The following is an 18086-nucleotide window of genomic DNA, read 5'->3' as shown; positions in this document are numbered from 1 at the left end:
CATAGGACACCGCGATGACTGATCATGTAAATAATAAAACGACTACTAATGGCCGTATACAAGATAAATTGGTTCAAGACAGTATCACTCATAACCAAAATATTACCGCTCAAGTAAAAGCACGTCAAAATACCGCTACAAGTGTTAATAACGTTATTAACAATGACTTTACTCATGTTGAAGATTTACCCATAGGAACGCCACAAGGGCAACAAACCACTATGCCAAATGCCAATACTGAAAATCACGCCCAAAATAGCACTGTAAATGACGCTGCACAGACGAATACTCAAGCCACTAAGCAAACGCTTTTTAACCAGCGTGACGATATCAATAATCCACATACGTCTGATACTGATGGTCATGAAGAAACCCATTTTGGCTATAAGACCGTTAATAAAGCAGAAAAACAAGCGCGTGTGGCTGACGTATTTACCTCTGTCGCCAAAAAATACGACATCATGAATGACTTAATGTCATTTGGTATTCATCGCTTGTGGAAGCGTTATGCCATCAGCTTATCTGGCGTGCGTGCTGGTCAACATGTATTAGATATCGCTGGCGGTACGGGTGATTTAGCCAAAGTCTTTAGCCGTGAAGTCGGTCGCAACGGTAAAGTCGTGTTATCTGATATCAATGCGGCAATGCTAGAAGTTGGTCGTGAGCGCTTGATTAATGCTGGCTGTAATAATGTCGATTTTGTTTTGGCGAACGCTGAAACCCTAGCGCCATTTGATGATAATAGCTTTGATCTGCTGACCATCAGCTTTGGTCTACGTAACGTCACAGATAAAGATGCTGCGTTAAAATCGATGTACCGTGTGCTTAAGCCAGGTGGTCGCTTATTAATACTAGAGTTCTCAAAACCTATTTTTGAGCCATTGTCAAAAGCCTATGATTTATATTCATTCACAGCGCTACCGATGATGGGTAAGCTGGTTGCTAACGATTCAGAAAGCTATAAATATTTAGCTGAATCGATTCGTATGCATCCTGATCAGCAGACGCTAAAGCAGATGATGGAGCAAGCAGGCTTTGAAAATTGTGATTATCATAATCTGACAGCTGGTATCGTCGCGGTACATCGCGGCTTTAAAGCATAAGATTAAGTTTTAAATTACAATACATAGCGATAAAAGTGCCATTATGTAAAATGATGGCAACTTATATTTATAAATAATGCGCTCTTTTAAGGCGCTCAACTGACTATGCGAGAGCCTTATGCTGACTGTTCTACTTTTGGCCGGTGCTGAAAAGCTGATTAATATGGCTATTGCCAGTGATGAGATTACCAAAGCGGGTTTAGCGCCACTTGCTGGTAAAGTGCTACGTCTCAATATGGGGACGCCTGAGGTGAATTTAGATGTGCTATTCACCCAAGAGCGCTTGCGTTTTGAGCCAGTGACGACTGAAAGTGTGTTTGAGCAAAGTGGCGCTATGAATGAGCGTCAAAAAGCCAGCATGGATCGTGCGCGTCTTGGTCATAGCCGCCCAGATTGTATTATTACCGTTGATAATCCTGCCCAGCTACTGAATCTCATGCGCGGTACAGAAGGCAACTTGCCTATTGAGGGCGATTACAAAGTACTTATGCAACTCAATCAATTGGTTGCAGGCTTTGATCCTGATGTCGCGGGACAACTTGAACCTTTTATTGGTAAATCGATGGCGAGCCAGTTGCACCTCCTGATATCGCAGCTTAAAGGCAGCTGGCGTCATAGTGCCAAGCGTGCTTTTAACGATGTTAGCGATTGGGCAAACGATGTTGCAGGTAATAGTGCACCTGACCCAATAGATGTAACTGAAGTAAATGCGCTTAAGCAGCAACTACTGAAACTGCGCGCCGATGTTGAACGTGAAGAAGCCAAACTAGCCGCTATCAAAGATGAGCAAGCACGTTTAACTCATAGTAGATAGTTGCCTTTTTTACAACGCCTACCTTATTTTTGACTTTATCTAGAGTATTTATATCTCATGCTATTATCCCATCGCGCCCGTTTACTTGAGCTATGGCGCATTGCCGCCACCTATCGTATTGACACCCATTTTTCTGTCGAAGAGGCGCCGCAGCTACAACCTTTGGTACGTTTAATCCGTATGCATCCAGCTGCGTGGGGTAAAAAGCATCAGCCTAATGCGATTAAATACGCGCTTGAAGATATGGGGACTCTATTTTTAAAGCTTGGACAATTACTCTCGACCCGCCGTGACCTCGTGCCACCTGAGATTATTGCGCAACTTGTTCAGCTGCAAGATAAAGTTAAATCTTTCGATTCTGATATCGCGATTGCGCAAATTCAAGACCCTAGACACGGTCTTGGTCAATCTATTGGCTCTTTATTTGCACGTTTTGACGTCAAGCCTTTAGCAGCTGCTTCTATTGCCCAAGTACATACCGCTGCGCTGCATGATGGGCGTGAAGTGGTGGTCAAAGTGGTTCGTCCTGATATTCGCACGACCATTATTGCAGATTTTGAATTGCTACGAGAACTCGCCAATTGGGCATCGGCGCGTATCGAAGCAGCTCGTGCAATACACATCATCGATATTGTTGAAGACTACCGTCAAGTCATGCTCAACGAGTTAGATTTGACATTAGAGGCAGACAATACAACGCAAATGCGCAACAACTTCTTGGGCTCGGCATTGATGTATGTGCCAGAAGTCTATGATGCCAATAAAAACGTCATGGTCATGGAGCGTATACAAGGCGTTCCAATCTCACAAATTGAGGTATTTGATCAATTAGGCTATGACCGTGCAGCACTGGCAGAAAAAGGCTTAACGATATTTTTTACCCAAGTATTCCGTGATAACTTCTTCCATGCCGATATGCACCCCGGCAATGTTTTTGTCGAGACGCCGCCAGTCAATACTTTGACTGCAAATATGGCCGCCGTGGACTTAGGACATGAGCCGCGTTATATCGGGCTTGATTGCGCCATCATGGGCACCTTATCAAAGGACGATCAGCTTATCGTCGCGCGAATGTTATTGTCCGTGATGAATAACAACTTTACAGCGATGGTTGATATCGTCAGCCGAGCTGGCTGGATACCGCCAAGTGCTGATAAGCATGCATTGATGCGTGATATGAAACGCACTGTCGGTCCGATGTTACAAAAATCCATTAACGATATCGACTTTGCCGGTGTATTAATGCAAATATTAGATATCGCCCGCCGCCATCATATGAGTATTCCACCGCAGTTGATGCTACTGCTCAAAACTTTAGTGCATGTCGAAGGACTTGGTCGCGACTTGTATCCTAATCTTGATATCTGGTCGCTTGCCAAGCCAATCTTAAGCAGCTGGATTAAAGAGCAGCTTGATCCGATGCGTAATTTACAACAGCTACGTCAGCAGTTGCCTGAGATTTTATTATCGACCACTGATATCCCAAGACTACTAGATCAAGGATTACAGAGCCTTGCTTCACAAGGATCACGTCAAGACAGTCAACTGCGTGAGATTCAACAAATCCGTGCCGATATGCTAAACGACCGTCGCCGAGATTGGTTGGCGCTGGCGGGCTTTGCTATTTTCATAGCCATTGCAACACAAGTTATTGGTTGGCTCTCACCTATCTTTTACCTCTTAGCGATCTTAGCAGTCGTGTGGCGTATCTTAGCCTAAACCGTTAATAGCTTTGACTAAAAGACTTCTGACAATAATAAGTACTTATTAAAAACAGATAGGCATAAGCGTTTGGCTTGAGCCTTCATCCACTATTTAATAGATACTATAAAAAATAAAACAAAAAAATGTGCCTACATTTAATATTCTAATTAAGTGTAGGCACATTTTTTTAGGCTAACTTTATAGCATCTGATCGATCGCCATCTGCGTTAATACTCGGCCACGTGCAGTCCGAAGTACATAGCCTTGTTGGATAAGGTATGGCTCAATCACATCCTCTAACGTACCGCGGTCTTCAGCCATCGCTGCTGCCACCGCTTCAACGCCCGCAGGTCCACCATCAAAACGCTCGTGCAATATCTCAATATAACGTCTATCCAAATGATCTAGACCACGTCTATCGACTGCGAGCATATCGAGCGCACTACCAGCAATCGCCCCATTGATACTGCCATCGCCTCTGACCTGAGCATAATCACGTACACGTCGTAATAGACGGTTGGCAATCCTTGGCGTACCACGTGCACGGCGCGCAATTTCAACGGCACCATCCTCACTCATTGGCACGCGCATCAACCGCGCGGCGCGACTGACAATGGTGGTTAAATCAGCAATATTATAAAACTCTAGTCGCTGCACGATACCAAAGCGATCTCTCAGTGGTGACGTTAATAATCCGGCTCGGGTGGTTGCTGCGACCAGAGTGAATGGCGGCAAATCAAGCTTAATAGAGCGTGCTGCTGGTCCTTCACCAATCATGATATCCAGTTGAAAATCCTCCATCGCTGGATAGAGAATTTCTTCAATTACCGGACTTAAGCGGTGAATCTCATCAATAAATAGGACATCACCAGCTTCCAAATTGGTCAGCATCGCTGCCAAATCGCCAGCGCGCTCAAGGACAGGCCCTGACGTAGAACGTAGATTGCCACCCATTTCACGAGCAATAATATTGGCAAGGGTCGTTTTTCCTAAGCCTGGTGGTCCAAAGATGAGCGTATGATCCAACGCTTCATCACGCGCCCGTGCCGCTTGAATAAAGACTTCCATCTGCTCGCGTACGACGGGCTGACCGATATATTCCGCCAATAATGCTGGTCGAATATTGGCATCAGGGGCATCTGACGCCCCTTCTAGCGGATTAATCAAACGATCTTGCATCATAGTTTTTGCCATTATGCTTAAAGCATTATTTTTAAAAGATTAGGTAATAAATAGCATAACCAAACGCTGCTCATAAGTCATGCGAAACATGATAAAGCAGGTGCTAAAACGAAAATAAGCGACATCTAATGTCGCTTATTTTCAATCGCTGCTTTTTTAATTAATGTTGTGTTGAAAGATACTCTTATTTAAAACTTTGAAATTGCTGCAAAGTAGCTTTTAACAAACTCTGTGTATCTGCAAATGTCTCGCCATTACTTTTTGCCGCCTTAATAGCTTGCTGAGCTTCTTTTTCTTTGTAGCCCAAGCTAATCAACGCGCCTTCAACTTCAGCAATGATACTTCCTTCAGCAGATATTGGTACCGGCTGCATAGCAAATTCTAAATGACTGCTGTCGACTTCGATATTTTTCAGCTTATCTTTTAATTCAATTAATAAACGCTGCGCTGTCTTTTTGCCGATACCTGGGATACGTGTCAATGCCGTCTCTGAATCTTGCTCGACATGCATTTTTAGCTCAGCAGCTGACATTGCAGATAGCATTGCTAATGCCATTTTTGCCCCAACACCGTTGATTTTAATCAGCTGGCGAAAGACATCACGCTCTTTACGGTCAATAAAACCATAGAGCAGCTGCGCATCTTCGCGCACATGGAAATGCGTCCAAATGCTTGCCTGCTCATTAAGACGCAATTGGCAAAATGACGGCAATGGCAGCTCAATATCATAGCCAACACCAGAGGTGGTCATGATACAGGCAGTCGGTGCCATTAAGTATTGCACCTGTCCATTAATCAATCCAATCATAATCCACGATCTCTTATATAGACTATTATAAAAATGAGCTAAAACATCACCTAACTATCAATCAGTCTTTTTTACCATGTCAGCTTACTAGTAAAAATTAACCATACCTTCAAGACTGATTGGACGAATCTTATGCGCTTGACCAGCTGAACCAAAGGCTTCAAAACGATTGGTACAGATATCTGACATCGCAACCATAGACGCTTTAAAGTATTTACGTGGATCAAATTCGCTAGGGTTTTCTGCAAGGAATTTACGGATAGCGCCAGTTGATGCCAAACGTAAATCGGTATCGATATTTACTTTACGCACACCATGCTTAATCGCTTCAACGATTTGCTCAACGGGTACGCCATAAGTCTCACCGATGTTACCGCCGTTTTCATTGATGACTTTTAACCATTCTTGTGGCACTGATGATGAACCATGCATGACTAGGTGAGTGTTAGGAATACGGGCATGGATTTCTTTTACGCGCTCAATCGATAAGATATCGCCAGTCGGTGGACGCGTAAACTTATAAGCACCATGACTGGTACCGATAGCAATCGCTAACGCATCGACATTGGTGTCTTTAACGAACTGCTCTGCTTCATCAGCACTGGTCAATAGCTGCTCATGATCCAATACGCCTTCTGCGCCAGAGCCATCTTCTTCGCCTGCCATGCCAGTTTCAAGACTACCTAAGCAACCAATCTCTCCTTCGACTGAAACACCGCATGCATGAGCCATTTTGACCACTTCGCGAGTCACGCTGGCGTTATAATCATAATCCATCGGCGTTTTACCGTCTGTACCAAGCGAGCCGTCCATCATCACTGATGAGAAGCCAAGCTGAATTGAGCGTTGGCAAATAGCAGGTGACATACCGTGGTCTTGATGCATCACTACTGGAATATGTGGCCACTCTTCGATAGCAGCAATAATCAGATGACGCAAAAACGCAGAGCCTGCATAACTACGGGCACCGGCACTGGCTTGTACAATCACAGGAGAGTCACAGGCGTCAGCCGCCATCATAATGGCACGCATCTGCTCTAAATTATTAACATTGTAAGCAGGAACACCATAGCCGTGTTCAGCAGCATGATCCAAAAGTTGACGTAACGATATTAAGGCCATAAAACGCTCTCTGGTTATATTCTAAAAATAGTATTTTGAAGATGATATTAAAACATCATTTTTAACAATAAGACGTTGCCACGTTTGCACTGCGACCTAGCTTTGCAATGGGTATTCCATTATAAGCCAACAAAAAACCCTGTTTTTTGCTCGTCATTATTACGCCGTGATTATAGCAAAAATTACTAGCGCTTCGTAGCGCTTAACTGACTATTTGTTTGTCTGTTTGGTTTTTATACCTTGTTTGCACAGTTAGATGGTCGATTTCGTCTATAAAAAATTCATGACCTGCTTTTTATGAATCAAATTGATTATTTTTATCCATAAAAAAAGCCTTGGCAATTACCAAAGCTTTTATATATTTTATAGGCTTATAAAACAACTTATCAGCTAACAGTCTATCCATCTTATTTTAATAAATAAACTGAACTTTATGTTGCTTAATTTTAAATGACTTAGCCTTTATACGACTTAGTACTGTTGTTCTGCATCAACAGCGACATCATTTGCGCCGTCAGCAACTGCGTTAGCACCGTCAGCAACGGCTGATGCAGTACCTTCAACGACTTTGCTTGTGCCTTCAGCAATAGCATCGCCAGTTTCTTCTAGGGCATTAGTGGCAGCAGCACCAGCAACTTCAGCATTTTCTGCAGCTTCAGCGCCAGCTTCTTGGGCAGCTACTTCAGCTTCAGCAGCAGCGGCTTCTGTATTCGCAGCAGCTTCTTCTGTGTTAGCAGCAGCATCTTCGCCAGCTGATTCAGCAGCAGCATCGGTTTTATCTTGTGTTTCTTGGCTACATGCAGTGATTGCAAAAGTACCAGCAAGAACACTAGCAAGTAATAAATGACGTTTTAACATAACAAATCCCTCATAAATAAAGCATGTCAAATACATGGTTTGCGCTATTTTATAGAGTGCAAATTAGACATGCAATAATAATTTTCAGTATAGAAACAAATAATTACCACTTAATAATAATCGATGACGATTCAAACTTATTGCCTTGAAAACAATAAGATATGAATAGTAGCCAAAATATTATCCGTACAGCGTACCTTAGATACTGCGGCTAAGTTGTACGGCTAATGTTACTCATCTGCTGAAGTATCGTTAAGAGGTTATGCATTAATTTGTAAAGCAGCAACCGCTGGCAAGATTTTACCTTCTACAAACTCCAAGAACGCACCGCCACCCGTTGACATGTAGCTGACGCCATCAGCCACTTGATATTTATCAATCGCAGCGAGTGTATCACCGCCACCTGCAATCGAGAAACCTTGGCTGTTTTTGACCGCTTCTGCCACTATCTGAGTACCCTGACCAAACGCATCCACTTCAAAAACGCCGACTGGACCATTCCATAAAATGGTTTTAGCATCGTTGATCGCCTCTGCCAATTTCATGGCACTCTCTGGTGCGATATCTAATATCATGTCATTATCGCCAATCGTATCAACAGACTTGATGCTAGCAACTGCCTTTTGAAGCGAGCCTGTGAAATCTGCAAAATCAATCTCATTTTTATCAGCAACGACGACATATTCAGGTAATAAAATCTCAGTTTTACCCATGATTTCACGCGCTGTATCGAGCAGATCTACTTCATAAAGTGACGCACCAACACTATGACCTTGCGCGGCTAAGAAGGTATTGGCAATCCCGCCACCAACGATAATCTGTGAACAAAGCTCAGCCAAACTATGTAAAACCTCTAATTTAGTAGAAACTTTTGAGCCACCAACGATAGCAAGCATAGGTTGTGCTGGCGTTTCAAGTGCTAGGCTTAAAGCATCAAGCTCTGCTGCCAATAAAGGTCCAGCACAGGCGGTCTTACCAGCTTTATGCATCGCTTGGGTCACGCCTTCTGTTGATGCTTGGGCGCGATGTGCTGTGCCAAAAGCGTCCATCACAAATACATCGCACAAATCAGCATATTTTTGTGCAAGCGCTGCATCATTCTTCTTTTCGCCTTCATTAAAACGTACGTTCTCTAGCAGTACGACTTCACCTGCTTCGATAGCGACGCCTTGAGTGAGGTAGTCACTATTAAGCGTAACAGGCGCGGATAGTTTATCGCTTAAATAGTCAGCAACGGGTGCTAACGAATAAATGGCTTCAGGATTGCCTTCTGTCGGGCGTCCTAAATGCGAGCAGACTATCACTGCTGCACCCTTTTCTAGCGCCATCTTAATCGTCGGCAAACTTGCTTGCAGGCGTGCATCACTAGCCACTTTACCCGCTTTAATAGGGACATTAAGGTCTTCACGAATCAACACTACTTTATCGGTCAAACTCAGCTCGCTCATACGCAAAAAATTCATTACCTGCTCCTATATATCATCTGTTATCAATCTGTATGACGGTTCGCCAACGGTTTATTGGATACTTTTTAGCAAATTTATTTCATCAAATCCTATTGCTGGCAGTTTTAGAAAACTGTCTTAGCAAGCATTTAAGGCGGTGTATTCTAACAGTTTTATAGTCTGTACTTATATGTCACCTAAGATAAATTTAGCGATAAGCAAATTTATCTTCTCAAACTAATAACACCTTCATTAACATTTTGTGGTGGTACTGAGTCGTTTAGCTATCTATGATCAATAGCGTACTTGTGCCATAACAATAAATCATTAGGAGAAATCAATGAGTATCGACTTTGAAGCTGCCAAACAAAACCTATTACAACTAAAAGAAGAGTACCAAACTCGGATTGCTGATATTGAGGACCATATCCAAAATCCGCAAGATGATCTCAATGAACACTGGGAAGATCAAGCGATTGCTTATCGTCAGAATGACATGCGCAAGAACTTAATGGTTGAGGCACAGCAAAGCTTAGGTTTTGTAGACCACGCTTTAAGCCGTATCGAAAGTGGCAGTTATGGGGAATGTGAGGTATGCGCTGAGCCTATCGAAGCACAGCGCCTGCAAGCATTGCCTTATGCAACTTTATGTATGCAGCACGCTGAATAAATTCGTACTTATATTTTAAAATAGTATTCATTCAGCAGGCACATTCCACTTATTAAGTACTTGCTGCCACTGCTGACAACGCATCGCGATTTGATGGACAGGTAAATCCATGATATCGCCAACGATTGCTATATAAGCAATAGGTAACCCTGCCAGCTCTGAGATGTTTTCTGCCGTTAAACCGCCTATCACGCATATTTTTATATCTTGCTGACAACCTTCTATCAGTTGCTGGCGTAAGATAGTGGCAGCATTGGGCTTGGTCGTTGAAGCAAAGATTGCACCCATGGCGGCATAGTTTGCACCTTCATCTTTCGCAGCTTTGATTAGCGTTACATCGCCATGACAAGTGCGACCAATGATTTGATTCGGGGCTAAAGATTGTGTTGCCTCACTAAGATCACCATCTTGCTGTCCCAAATGCACGCCGATACCAAGTTTTTCGGCCAAAGCAATATTGTCATTTATCAAAACTGGCACATTGTAGGTTTTAGCCAAATTAACGATTTGTAGCGCCTCTTTATAAAGAACAGACTCACCGTCAGGCAATGCCAATATCTTCTTACGACGTATTTGTAAAAGAGCAATCAATCCTGTTGCTAAGGCGGCTTCTAACTTTTGATATAAAAGGCTAAACTCATCATCATTAGTCAGCAAATATAGCTTAGGTATAGTATGAGAAACCGTAGAGACCGATGCCTGAATCATGTAATGCTCCTTAATATCAACACGTTTTTGACATAATAAAAAGGCTGTTATATCACATAACAGCCTTTTTATTATAAATGTCTTTTGATACTGCGCGTTTAACGCTGTAATCTTATACCGTGCGGCGTGTTGCCAAGCTATTTAAGATATTTTTGGCATCACCCCAGCGCGTTGCTGAGCTATTGGCACCCAAAATTACGATAATAGCGGGACGATTATTGACGCGCGTCTCCATGACAACACAACGACCTGCTTCATTGATAAAACCTGTCTTTGAGATACCGATAGGATAGCTGCCATCACGAACTAAGCTGCTGGTATTATTGGCTTTGTAAGTGCGGTTACCACTTGAGAAGTTAGAGACAAAAAAATCATAGCTCTTAGTGGTTGAGAAACGACGAATCACATCATAGTTACCAGCCGCACGAACCATTTTAACTAAGTCATTTGAGGAAGCAACGTTGCGCTTATCCAGACCAGTTGGGTCACCAAAGAAAGCGGTACTCATACCAAGCTCTTGTGCTTTACGGTTCATAGCGCGTATAAAGGCGCTATAGCCACCCGGATAATTACGGGCAAGACTTTTTGCTGCAGGATTTTCTGATTTCATTAATGCCATTAATAGCATCTCAGCACGATTGAGACGATCGCCTGACTTTAGGTTAGAGCTGGCACGCTTTGGACCAACGAAATCTTCTGGATCAAGTGTTAGCTCTTCACGCATATCTAAGCCGGCATCAAGTACCACGATAGCCGTCATTACCTTGGTAATACTGGCCATTGGACGCGCGATATCTGCATCTTTTTGATAAATTGACTCACCGGTTTCTGCATCAATAACCGCGACACTGCGCGAATCGGTGCTGATCGGAATCATATTACTGTTGCCAAAACTACCGCGATAAGTGGTGTTGTAGCTATTGGCATTATTATAACTGTTGTTATTACTACTACCAAAACTGGTCGTATTGGTAATACTGGTTGTACCAGAACCGTTATCTATTTTTTTAATCGTAGAGCTGCTGCCAGACCTAGACATGATACTGCGCGCTTCAGACAAGCTATCGGCACCGCCCCAGCTCAGGCGAGCACTAGACTCAGAGCTGGCGCTACCATTAATTGTAAGTGCGGCTTGTGCGACACTGCCCAAACTCAATGAAATCATAGCAGCGATTAATTGCTGTTTGGTTAATGGTAGTTGCTTCATTCTGCCTCCTGCTTACGTGCTGTCATCAGTGACATACTGACTGACGCCAACTACGTACGTAGCGTTTATAGGTGTGTTTGTAGATACTCACATAGAGTTTTTGTATTTTTAGTGTATCATGGTTTGCATTTAAGTTTAATGTACTAAATCAATTAGATGGCATTTCAGTGCCACATTCAAATTTTGCTACACTTACTTGATGTTACAGCAATATTAGTTAACATTAGCGCAATATAGCATTACATTAACGCTAGTAGACACCTTATTGCGTCTCTACTGTCCAAATAAAGCAATTAATATTGGCTTTTTTATGCGTAAATGAGTGTTATTGGTCAAATAGATTGATTAAGATGACTTAAATTTAGCAGTGCACCCTTTATTCTGATAGATAGAAAAGAGTATAACAATGATTCGAGTATTAGTAGTAGATGATCATGATTTGGTGCGGATGGGTATTAGCCGTATGCTGGCAGATAGTGCAGATATCGAAGTCGTTGGTGAGGCAGATAGCGGTGATATGGCGATAAAGATGGCAAAACAGCTGCGTCCTGATGTGATACTACTGGATGTCAATATGCCCAATATCGGCGGTTTGGAAGCAACCAAACGCTTGATTCAGCTGGATATGGGTATCAAAATTTTGGCGGTTAGTAGTATGTCAGCTCAACCTTACCCCTCAATGTTGATTAAAGCGGGCGTCAATGGCTATATTACTAAAGGCACACCGCTTGATGAGATGATACGAGCGGTCAAAAAAATCTATCAAGGTGGACGCTATTTTAGCCAAGACGTCGCTGAACAATTAGCTGACGTACTATTATCTGATAATGCCAATTCCCCTTTTGATTTGCTCAGTGATCGTGAGAAGCAAGTAGCAATGATGGTGGTCAACTGTCAAAGCCCTCAACAAATTGCAGACCAGTTATTTGTCAGTGTGAAGACCATCAACACCTATCGCTATCGCATTTATGAAAAAGTAAATGTCGATAGTGATGTGAAATTGACGCATTTAGCGATTCGTCATGGTCTTATTCAGCCCTAATTATCAAGTCTCTCTCTCATTAAGAACATTAGTTGTTAATCCATGAATCCTGCCAAATCTGCCTCCAAGCTTATTGCTGCTATTACTGACTATCTAGAGCAAGATGATATTTTGCCTGTGCCGCAGTTACGCAAACTGGGGATGATTTATAGCAGTTATCGCTTTATCGTCAGCTTGTTTTTTATGTTGATGGTATATATTACGGTTCGCACGGATGGCAGCCTATCATTGCCAAGTTTCTTGCAGCAAACCGTGCTCAGTTTTTACGTTTTGCTAAGTTTAATCTTGCTAGGATTATTTTATACCGTTGGTAAGCATATGCGCCGACAGCTGGCTTTTGGGTTGGCGCTAGATGTCATTATCCTAAGCTTATTGCTCTATACCTCTGGCGCACCTGATTTGCAGCTGACCATGCTATATATGGTGGTGGTAGCAGCAAGCTTTATGTTATTACATGGCTCACAAGCATTGATTATTACTTTGCTTGCTATTATTTTTGTGATTTATCAGCAGTTTTTTTATGCCATTGCCAATAGTATGAGTTTGGCAAATTTAGGCAATGCCCTACTCATGTCAGCCAGCTTTTTGGCAGTAGGAGGTCTAAGCTGGTCGATATCGCAGCGCTTGGTACAGCTTGAAAAAGTAGCGGTTCGCCATGCCAAAGAAGTCGAGCGTTTAAATAGTATCAATCAAGAAGTCATCTCTCAAATGGTCAATGGTGTCATCGTCATTGATAACAAACAAGTGGTCTTAGCCAACCTTGCGGCTTATCAGCTACTTAGCATCCCAAGCCGTCATGACAATAAGTCAAAACCAGTAGCCGCTTTTGAGCAGCAACTTGGTCAACAACATCTGCAATTGTTTAATGCTTGCTTATCGGTAGCCGCAGGACTAACGCGTACTTTTATTTATGAGCTGCCTGCTGTTGCCAACTCTTCTATCATTGGCAAGCTACGTGTCGATATTATTCCGTTAAAAGACGAAAGTAAACTCATTATATTAGAGGATTTACGCCGTGAACAAGCCAGTGCGCAACAATTAAAGCTCGCCTCACTTGGACAGTTGACCGCCAGTATCGCTCATGAAATCAGAAACCCTTTGGCAGCTATTTCGCAAGCTAGCCAGTTGCTAATAGAAGATGTTATAGAAAGCGAGATGGACAATGACCTAAGTCCTTTCGCTAATAATCATATAAATAGCCAGATGACTGGCAATCATGAGCTTTATAAAATGATATTTTCGCAAACAAAACGCGTTAATCGCATTATCGAAGACGTATTAAAACTGTCGCGCCAGCAAACGGCCAATCAACAAACCATTATCCTTGCTGATTGGATGCCTGTATTTTTAGACAATTATTTTAAAGGACATGATGTCTTTTTACATGTTCTTACCCAGCCTACCATCTCTTTTGATATTCATCAGTTAGAGCAGGTACTCATCAATTTAATCAATAATGGTTTACGCTATAGCAGTTACGCCCACCCTCATGCCTTTGTGGAAATCGAAATTTATTGTGCCGATAACGATGTTATAATCGATGTTTTGGATGGCGGTACTGGTGTTAATGCAGATGATTTAATCTCTTTATTTAATCCGTTTTTTACCACCGAACAATCAGGCACAGGGCTTGGGCTATATTTATCACAAGCCTTTTGTGAAGCCAATCAGGCACGCTTACTGTATGTGCCTGAGCATCAAAAAACTTGCTTCCGGCTGATTTTTCCTGCTGTTCATAATGACATCGTTAGTCCAACTTTTATCTAAAGAAGAAAAAATTACTTCTCAAAAAACATTGAAAGAAAATATAAAACAAAAGGCTTTATATTGTTCATTAAAAAATACCTGTAACCAATGCATCTATTAAGACTGATAAACCCTTAGAGCGTTATTTTATATACTTTTGTAGCACTTGAAAACAATGAGATGATGTATGACAACCACCGCGCTAGTCGTTGATGACGAAGTAGATTTATGCCGTTTGATGCAAATCACCCTGACCAAAATGGGTATCAAAAGTGATGTTGCCTATACATTGTCGCAAGCGAAATCGTACTGGCAAGACAATGACTATGATTTTTGTCTAACCGATTTAAAACTCCCTGATGGTTCGGGATTAGAGTTGGTCAAACATATCAGTGCCAGCTCCAGTAAGCCCATTGCGGTGATTACAGCGCATGGTAGTATGGATTTAGCGATTGAAGCACTAAAGCTTGGGGCTTTTGATTTCGTCAACAAACCGCTTGAGCTACCACGCTTACGGCAATTGGTTGAAAACGCGCTAAAGGTAATACAACAAGATTTGACTGCCAAGTCCATGCCGCAACGCTCACCTGAACAGCAGATGCTTGATGAGCGCCTGATTGGAAATTCAGCGGTAATGCATCCTTTAAAAAACACGATTTTAAAATTGGCTCGCTCACAAGCGCCGGTATTTTTGTCAGGGGCGTCAGGTACAGGTAAAGAAGTCGTTGCGCGGCTCATTCATGACTTAAGCCCGCGGCGTGACGGCAGTTTTGTGCCAGTCAACTGCGGGGCAATACCTTCAGAGCTGATGGAATCAGAGTTTTTTGGTCATAAAAAAGGTAGCTTTACAGGTGCCGTTGCGGACAAGCAAGGGCTATTTCAGCAAGCCAATGGCGGTACTTTATTTTTAGATGAAGTGGCAGACTTGCCTTTGGCGATGCAAGTGAAGTTACTGCGGGCTATTCAGGAGAAAACCGTACGCGCGATTGGTGATACCAAAGAAGTACCTGTCGATATTCGTATCTTGTCAGCCACGCATAAAGATTTAAACCAACTGGTACAGACAGGGTTGTTCCGTCAGGATTTATATTACCGCATCAACGTAATTGAGCTTAAATTACCAACATTGAATGCACGGCGCGATGACATACCGGTATTAGCCACGCATTTTTTAGCGCTGATTGCTGAAGAGTGGCAGTTGGAGTCGAAGCCTTTATTAACTGCAGAGGCTTGCATGCGTTTACAGCAGCATGATTTTGCGGGTAACGTTCGTGAGCTGCGTAATGTACTTGAACGTGCCGTTACTCTAGCTGAAACCTCAACTATTGATATAAGCCATCTCGGCTTATCTGACTTAAACGACCATCAACAGGCGCATATGCCTCAAAAAATCAATGAAAATAACGCATCTGATTCAATAGAAAATATAGATAAAGACGATAGAGAACCATCATCTATCAAAAGTGTCTCGACGCAGCAAGCAACAGCTAATCTGCATCCTTATCGTACGATGACTCATCACTATGCTGCAGTGAAGCAACCTTCGATATCCGGTACGATATCTGACTCATCGTCTTCCGCAATAGGAATAGAGCAGCAATCAGTGACAGCAATGGCGGAGCGCGCTGAATCAGTAAACAAGGATGCAGTTAGTGATAAGACCGATTCTGTAGCCAATCTCGACAGTAGTATTGATGGCAATATTGATATATTAAACAGTATCGCGATAAAAAGCAGCGTCAGTGGTCAGCTACCAGCACAAGGGTTAGAGCACTATCTCCAAGAGCAAGAAAGACAACTTATTATCACTGCACTTAAGCAAACTGGCTGGAATAAAACCCAAGCCGCTGAACTATTGGGAACCACTTTTCGATCCTTACGCTATCGTATGACCAAACTTGAGATTGCAGAAGATCAAGCTGAATAAAGGGCTTTGATATAGAATTGTGACTAGATTAGAGCTTTACCTTAGATGTTGGTTTTTCAATAACATTCTTTATAGCTGTATTGTTTTTAATAATACTATTTTTAGGATCTGGCTTTTTCTCAGAACGTACAAATCGAATACCTGAAGTAAGCGCTTTCTTTCGTAATAAATCAAGCGCTTGCTGCTCCCACGTGCTTTCACTGCCCGATAGAGCAATATCAGGCTCTACCCCAATACCATCTATCTTTTTACCTGAAGCAGTCATGTAGTTGGCAACCGTAAGCTTGACCGCTTGCTCATCGTTAAGCGGTATCACCGATTGTACAGAGCCTTTGCCGTAACTGACCTCACCTAAGATAGTGCCACGCTTTTGCGCTTGTAAGCTACTGGTCAACACTTCTGCCGCTGACGCCGAGTAGCGATTTTGCAACACCACTACCGGTAATGCCTCAAGCAATGCTGCACCTCTAGTCGACAATGTACGGGAATCTGCTTGGCGACTCTTTATCTGTACCACATCCGTATCTGTCATAAATAGGCTAGCAACGCTCACAGCGGATGCCAATACGCCACCTGGATTATCACGTAAATCTAGTAGTATTCCTGTGACAGGCTTATCTAAATCGATCAAACTTTGTAGCAGTTTTTCACGGCTATTATTTTGAAATGCTGGCAACCTAACAATGGCCATACCATCTACAAAACGAGTTTCGATAATTTGAGGATGGCTATTATTACGTTGTAAAGTGGTGACATGTTTACGGCGTCCTGCCTTGGACGTCACCACATCTACTTGCGTACCGGCAATGCCTGTCAAAAGCTGCTCGATATCGTTACTTTCTTCATCTTCGCCAAGCTTAAATTCATCGACTTGGTGTAGATAATCGCCAACTGCGATACCCTTTTTATCGGCAGGTGAATCATCAAGTACCTCAGTGATGACCCAATAGCCCAAGGCTGATTGATACTCAACCTTGATACCAATATCGCCAACATCGCCTTCTGTAAAAGCACGTAGATTTTCATAGGCTTCAGCGTCCAGAAATTCCGCATGGCTATCAAGCTTGGTTAACATACCGCTCATAGCATTATTAAACAACTCTTCATCATTAACCGTATCGACATATTCACGACGTACCAAATCAATCAAAGCAACAAAGGTCTTCAGCGTTTCAGGAGAAATAGCATTTAATGACACTTGAGCGACTTCAGCAGGAATGTCGGTATTAATAATAGGCGATTCATTGTTCAGCACAGTTTCATCCGCCACACTATCAATTAAATCGTCAGCTTGATCAGCAGATTCAAGCATATCAGCAATATCTGATAAATCATCTGCACCGTTATCTAATGGTACATTATCAGCATTTAAACTGATGAGTTGTAAGCTTGCCGTACGACTCGCGTTGCGTCCTGCAGCAGTATCTTTGACAGCCGCTTGCGCTGGTATAGCAATCATACTTAAGCCCAGAAAACCCACGATAAGCGTCGGCTTTAAGACGTTAGTGTAGCTAGATATCGTACTCATTGACTGCTCGAGTCTTTTAGAGGTCAATGGAAATGTACGACTGATAGGATTGTTAAAATGCATAAAAATCACCTGAAAATTTGTCCAAAGTTAAGCCATCATTATTATAGGATTGTTATATAGTTATTATTGAATAATAGCCCATAAGATAGCATCAAGCACCCTTATAAGAATAGGACAGTATTGCAAGTAACTTAGGTGAAATGTTAGACAAAATGTAGC

The 18086-nt window shown here is 42.5% G+C and carries 15 protein-coding genes; 7 read left to right on the top strand and 8 right to left on the bottom strand.

Going from position 1 to position 18086, the window contains the following annotated elements:
- The first annotated feature begins 14 nt into the window (after positions 1 to 14).
- The 3 genes from ubiE (at position 15) to M0221_RS03575 (ending at position 3636) form a co-directional block, all read left to right on the top strand.
- The gene (gene ubiE / locus M0221_RS03585; RefSeq protein WP_483284375.1) at positions 15 to 1103 is read left to right on the top strand and encodes a bifunctional demethylmenaquinone methyltransferase/2-methoxy-6-polyprenyl-1,4-benzoquinol methylase UbiE; all 1089 of its coding nucleotides are present in this window, start codon (positions 15 to 17) and stop codon (positions 1101 to 1103) included.
- 118 nt (positions 1104 to 1221) lie between these two features.
- Positions 1222 to 1917: a ubiquinone biosynthesis accessory factor UbiJ gene (locus M0221_RS03580; RefSeq protein WP_201532082.1), complete on the top strand. Its 696-nt coding sequence runs from the start codon at positions 1222 to 1224 to the stop codon at positions 1915 to 1917.
- Positions 1918 to 1974: 57 nt separating this feature from the next.
- Entirely contained in the window at positions 1975 to 3636 is a 1662-nt protein-coding gene (locus M0221_RS03575) for an ABC1 kinase family protein (RefSeq protein WP_483284374.1), read from the top strand.
- Between the two features lie 183 nt (positions 3637 to 3819).
- On the opposite strand, the gene ruvB is transcribed toward M0221_RS03575, so the two are convergent.
- The 5 genes from ruvB to M0221_RS03550 all read right to left on the bottom strand — a co-directional run bounded on the left by ruvB (position 3820) and on the right by M0221_RS03550 (position 9054).
- Positions 3820 to 4800, bottom strand: coding sequence for a Holliday junction branch migration DNA helicase RuvB (gene ruvB / locus M0221_RS03570; protein WP_041772439.1), 981 nt, complete (start codon positions 4798 to 4800; stop codon positions 3820 to 3822).
- Positions 4801 to 4987: 187 nt separating this feature from the next.
- Positions 4988 to 5611, bottom strand: coding sequence for a Holliday junction branch migration protein RuvA (gene ruvA, locus M0221_RS03565; protein WP_483284373.1), 624 nt, complete (start codon positions 5609 to 5611; stop codon positions 4988 to 4990).
- Positions 5612 to 5698: 87 nt separating this feature from the next.
- Positions 5699 to 6733, bottom strand: coding sequence for a class II fructose-bisphosphate aldolase (gene fba / locus M0221_RS03560; RefSeq protein ID WP_020442949.1), 1035 nt, complete (start codon positions 6731 to 6733; stop codon positions 5699 to 5701).
- Between the two features lie 471 nt (positions 6734 to 7204).
- Positions 7205 to 7591 (bottom strand): hypothetical protein, encoded by a 387-nt coding sequence (locus M0221_RS03555; protein ID WP_020442948.1) that lies wholly within the window; start codon positions 7589 to 7591, stop codon positions 7205 to 7207.
- A 260-nt stretch (positions 7592 to 7851) separates the two neighbouring features.
- Positions 7852 to 9054 (bottom strand): phosphoglycerate kinase, encoded by a 1203-nt coding sequence (locus tag M0221_RS03550; protein WP_483284372.1) that lies wholly within the window; start codon positions 9052 to 9054, stop codon positions 7852 to 7854.
- Between the two features lie 322 nt (positions 9055 to 9376).
- Here M0221_RS03550 and M0221_RS03545 point away from each other — a divergent pair, with 322 nt between their 5' ends.
- Entirely contained in the window at positions 9377 to 9706 is a 330-nt protein-coding gene (locus tag M0221_RS03545; protein WP_149492969.1) for a TraR/DksA family transcriptional regulator, read from the top strand.
- A 27-nt stretch (positions 9707 to 9733) separates the two neighbouring features.
- Here M0221_RS03545 and M0221_RS03540 read toward each other — a convergent pair whose 3' ends face one another.
- Together M0221_RS03540 and M0221_RS03535 are read right to left on the bottom strand one after the other, a co-directional pair.
- Positions 9734 to 10414: a thiamine phosphate synthase gene (locus M0221_RS03540; protein WP_483284371.1), complete on the bottom strand. Its 681-nt coding sequence runs from the start codon at positions 10412 to 10414 to the stop codon at positions 9734 to 9736.
- A 112-nt stretch (positions 10415 to 10526) separates the two neighbouring features.
- Positions 10527 to 11621: a serine hydrolase gene (locus tag M0221_RS03535; protein WP_020442944.1), complete on the bottom strand. Its 1095-nt coding sequence runs from the start codon at positions 11619 to 11621 to the stop codon at positions 10527 to 10529.
- Positions 11622 to 12027: 406 nt separating this feature from the next.
- On the opposite strand from M0221_RS03535, the gene M0221_RS03530 reads away from it, so the two are divergent.
- The 3 genes from M0221_RS03530 (at position 12028) to M0221_RS03520 (ending at position 16336) form a co-directional block, all read left to right on the top strand.
- Positions 12028 to 12663 (top strand): response regulator, encoded by a 636-nt coding sequence (locus M0221_RS03530; RefSeq protein WP_011513027.1) that lies wholly within the window; start codon positions 12028 to 12030, stop codon positions 12661 to 12663.
- Positions 12664 to 12705: 42 nt separating this feature from the next.
- Positions 12706 to 14430 (top strand): sensor histidine kinase, encoded by a 1725-nt coding sequence (locus M0221_RS03525; protein WP_483284370.1) that lies wholly within the window; start codon positions 12706 to 12708, stop codon positions 14428 to 14430.
- 166 nt (positions 14431 to 14596) lie between these two features.
- Complete coding sequence (locus M0221_RS03520; protein WP_483284369.1) at positions 14597 to 16336, top strand: sigma 54-interacting transcriptional regulator; 1740 nt, start codon at positions 14597 to 14599, stop codon at positions 16334 to 16336.
- Between the two features lie 28 nt (positions 16337 to 16364).
- On the opposite strand, the gene M0221_RS03515 is transcribed toward M0221_RS03520, so the two are convergent.
- Positions 16365 to 17927: a S41 family peptidase gene (locus M0221_RS03515; protein WP_483284368.1), complete on the bottom strand. Its 1563-nt coding sequence runs from the start codon at positions 17925 to 17927 to the stop codon at positions 16365 to 16367.
- Between the last annotated feature and the right edge of the window lie 159 nt (positions 17928 to 18086).

The organism is Psychrobacter sp. ANT206 (assembly GCF_056880555.1).
The sequence above is the reverse complement of the archived record's forward strand: the minus strand, read 5'-3'. Positions and strand labels throughout refer to the sequence as shown.

Bases quoted from the DNA above. Each gene is read 5' to 3' on its own strand.
- M0221_RS03555 (WP_020442948.1), bottom strand. From the start codon at position 7,591: ATGTTAAAACGTCATTTATTACTTGCTAGTGTTCTTGCTGGTACTTTT.
- ruvB (WP_041772439.1), bottom strand. From the start codon at position 4,800: ATGCAAGATCGTTTGATTAATCCGCTAGAAGGGGCGTCAGATGCCCCT.
- M0221_RS03545 (WP_149492969.1), top strand. From the start codon at position 9,377: ATGAGTATCGACTTTGAAGCTGCCAAACAAAACCTATTACAACTAAAA.
- M0221_RS03575 (WP_483284374.1), top strand. From the start codon at position 1,975: ATGCTATTATCCCATCGCGCCCGTTTACTTGAGCTATGGCGCATTGCC.
- M0221_RS03580 (WP_201532082.1), top strand. From the start codon at position 1,222: ATGCTGACTGTTCTACTTTTGGCCGGTGCTGAAAAGCTGATTAATATG.
- M0221_RS03550 (WP_483284372.1), bottom strand. From the start codon at position 9,054: ATGAATTTTTTGCGTATGAGCGAGCTGAGTTTGACCGATAAAGTAGTG.
- ubiE (WP_483284375.1), top strand. From the start codon at position 15: ATGACTGATCATGTAAATAATAAAACGACTACTAATGGCCGTATACAA.
- M0221_RS03520 (WP_483284369.1), top strand. From the start codon at position 14,597: ATGACAACCACCGCGCTAGTCGTTGATGACGAAGTAGATTTATGCCGT.
- M0221_RS03535 (WP_020442944.1), bottom strand. From the start codon at position 11,621: ATGAAGCAACTACCATTAACCAAACAGCAATTAATCGCTGCTATGATT.
- M0221_RS03525 (WP_483284370.1), top strand. From the start codon at position 12,706: ATGAATCCTGCCAAATCTGCCTCCAAGCTTATTGCTGCTATTACTGAC.
- M0221_RS03540 (WP_483284371.1), bottom strand. From the start codon at position 10,414: ATGATTCAGGCATCGGTCTCTACGGTTTCTCATACTATACCTAAGCTA.
- M0221_RS03515 (WP_483284368.1), bottom strand. From the start codon at position 17,927: ATGCATTTTAACAATCCTATCAGTCGTACATTTCCATTGACCTCTAAA.
- ruvA (WP_483284373.1), bottom strand. From the start codon at position 5,611: ATGATTGGATTGATTAATGGACAGGTGCAATACTTAATGGCACCGACT.
- fba (WP_020442949.1), bottom strand. From the start codon at position 6,733: ATGGCCTTAATATCGTTACGTCAACTTTTGGATCATGCTGCTGAACAC.
- M0221_RS03530 (WP_011513027.1), top strand. From the start codon at position 12,028: ATGATTCGAGTATTAGTAGTAGATGATCATGATTTGGTGCGGATGGGT.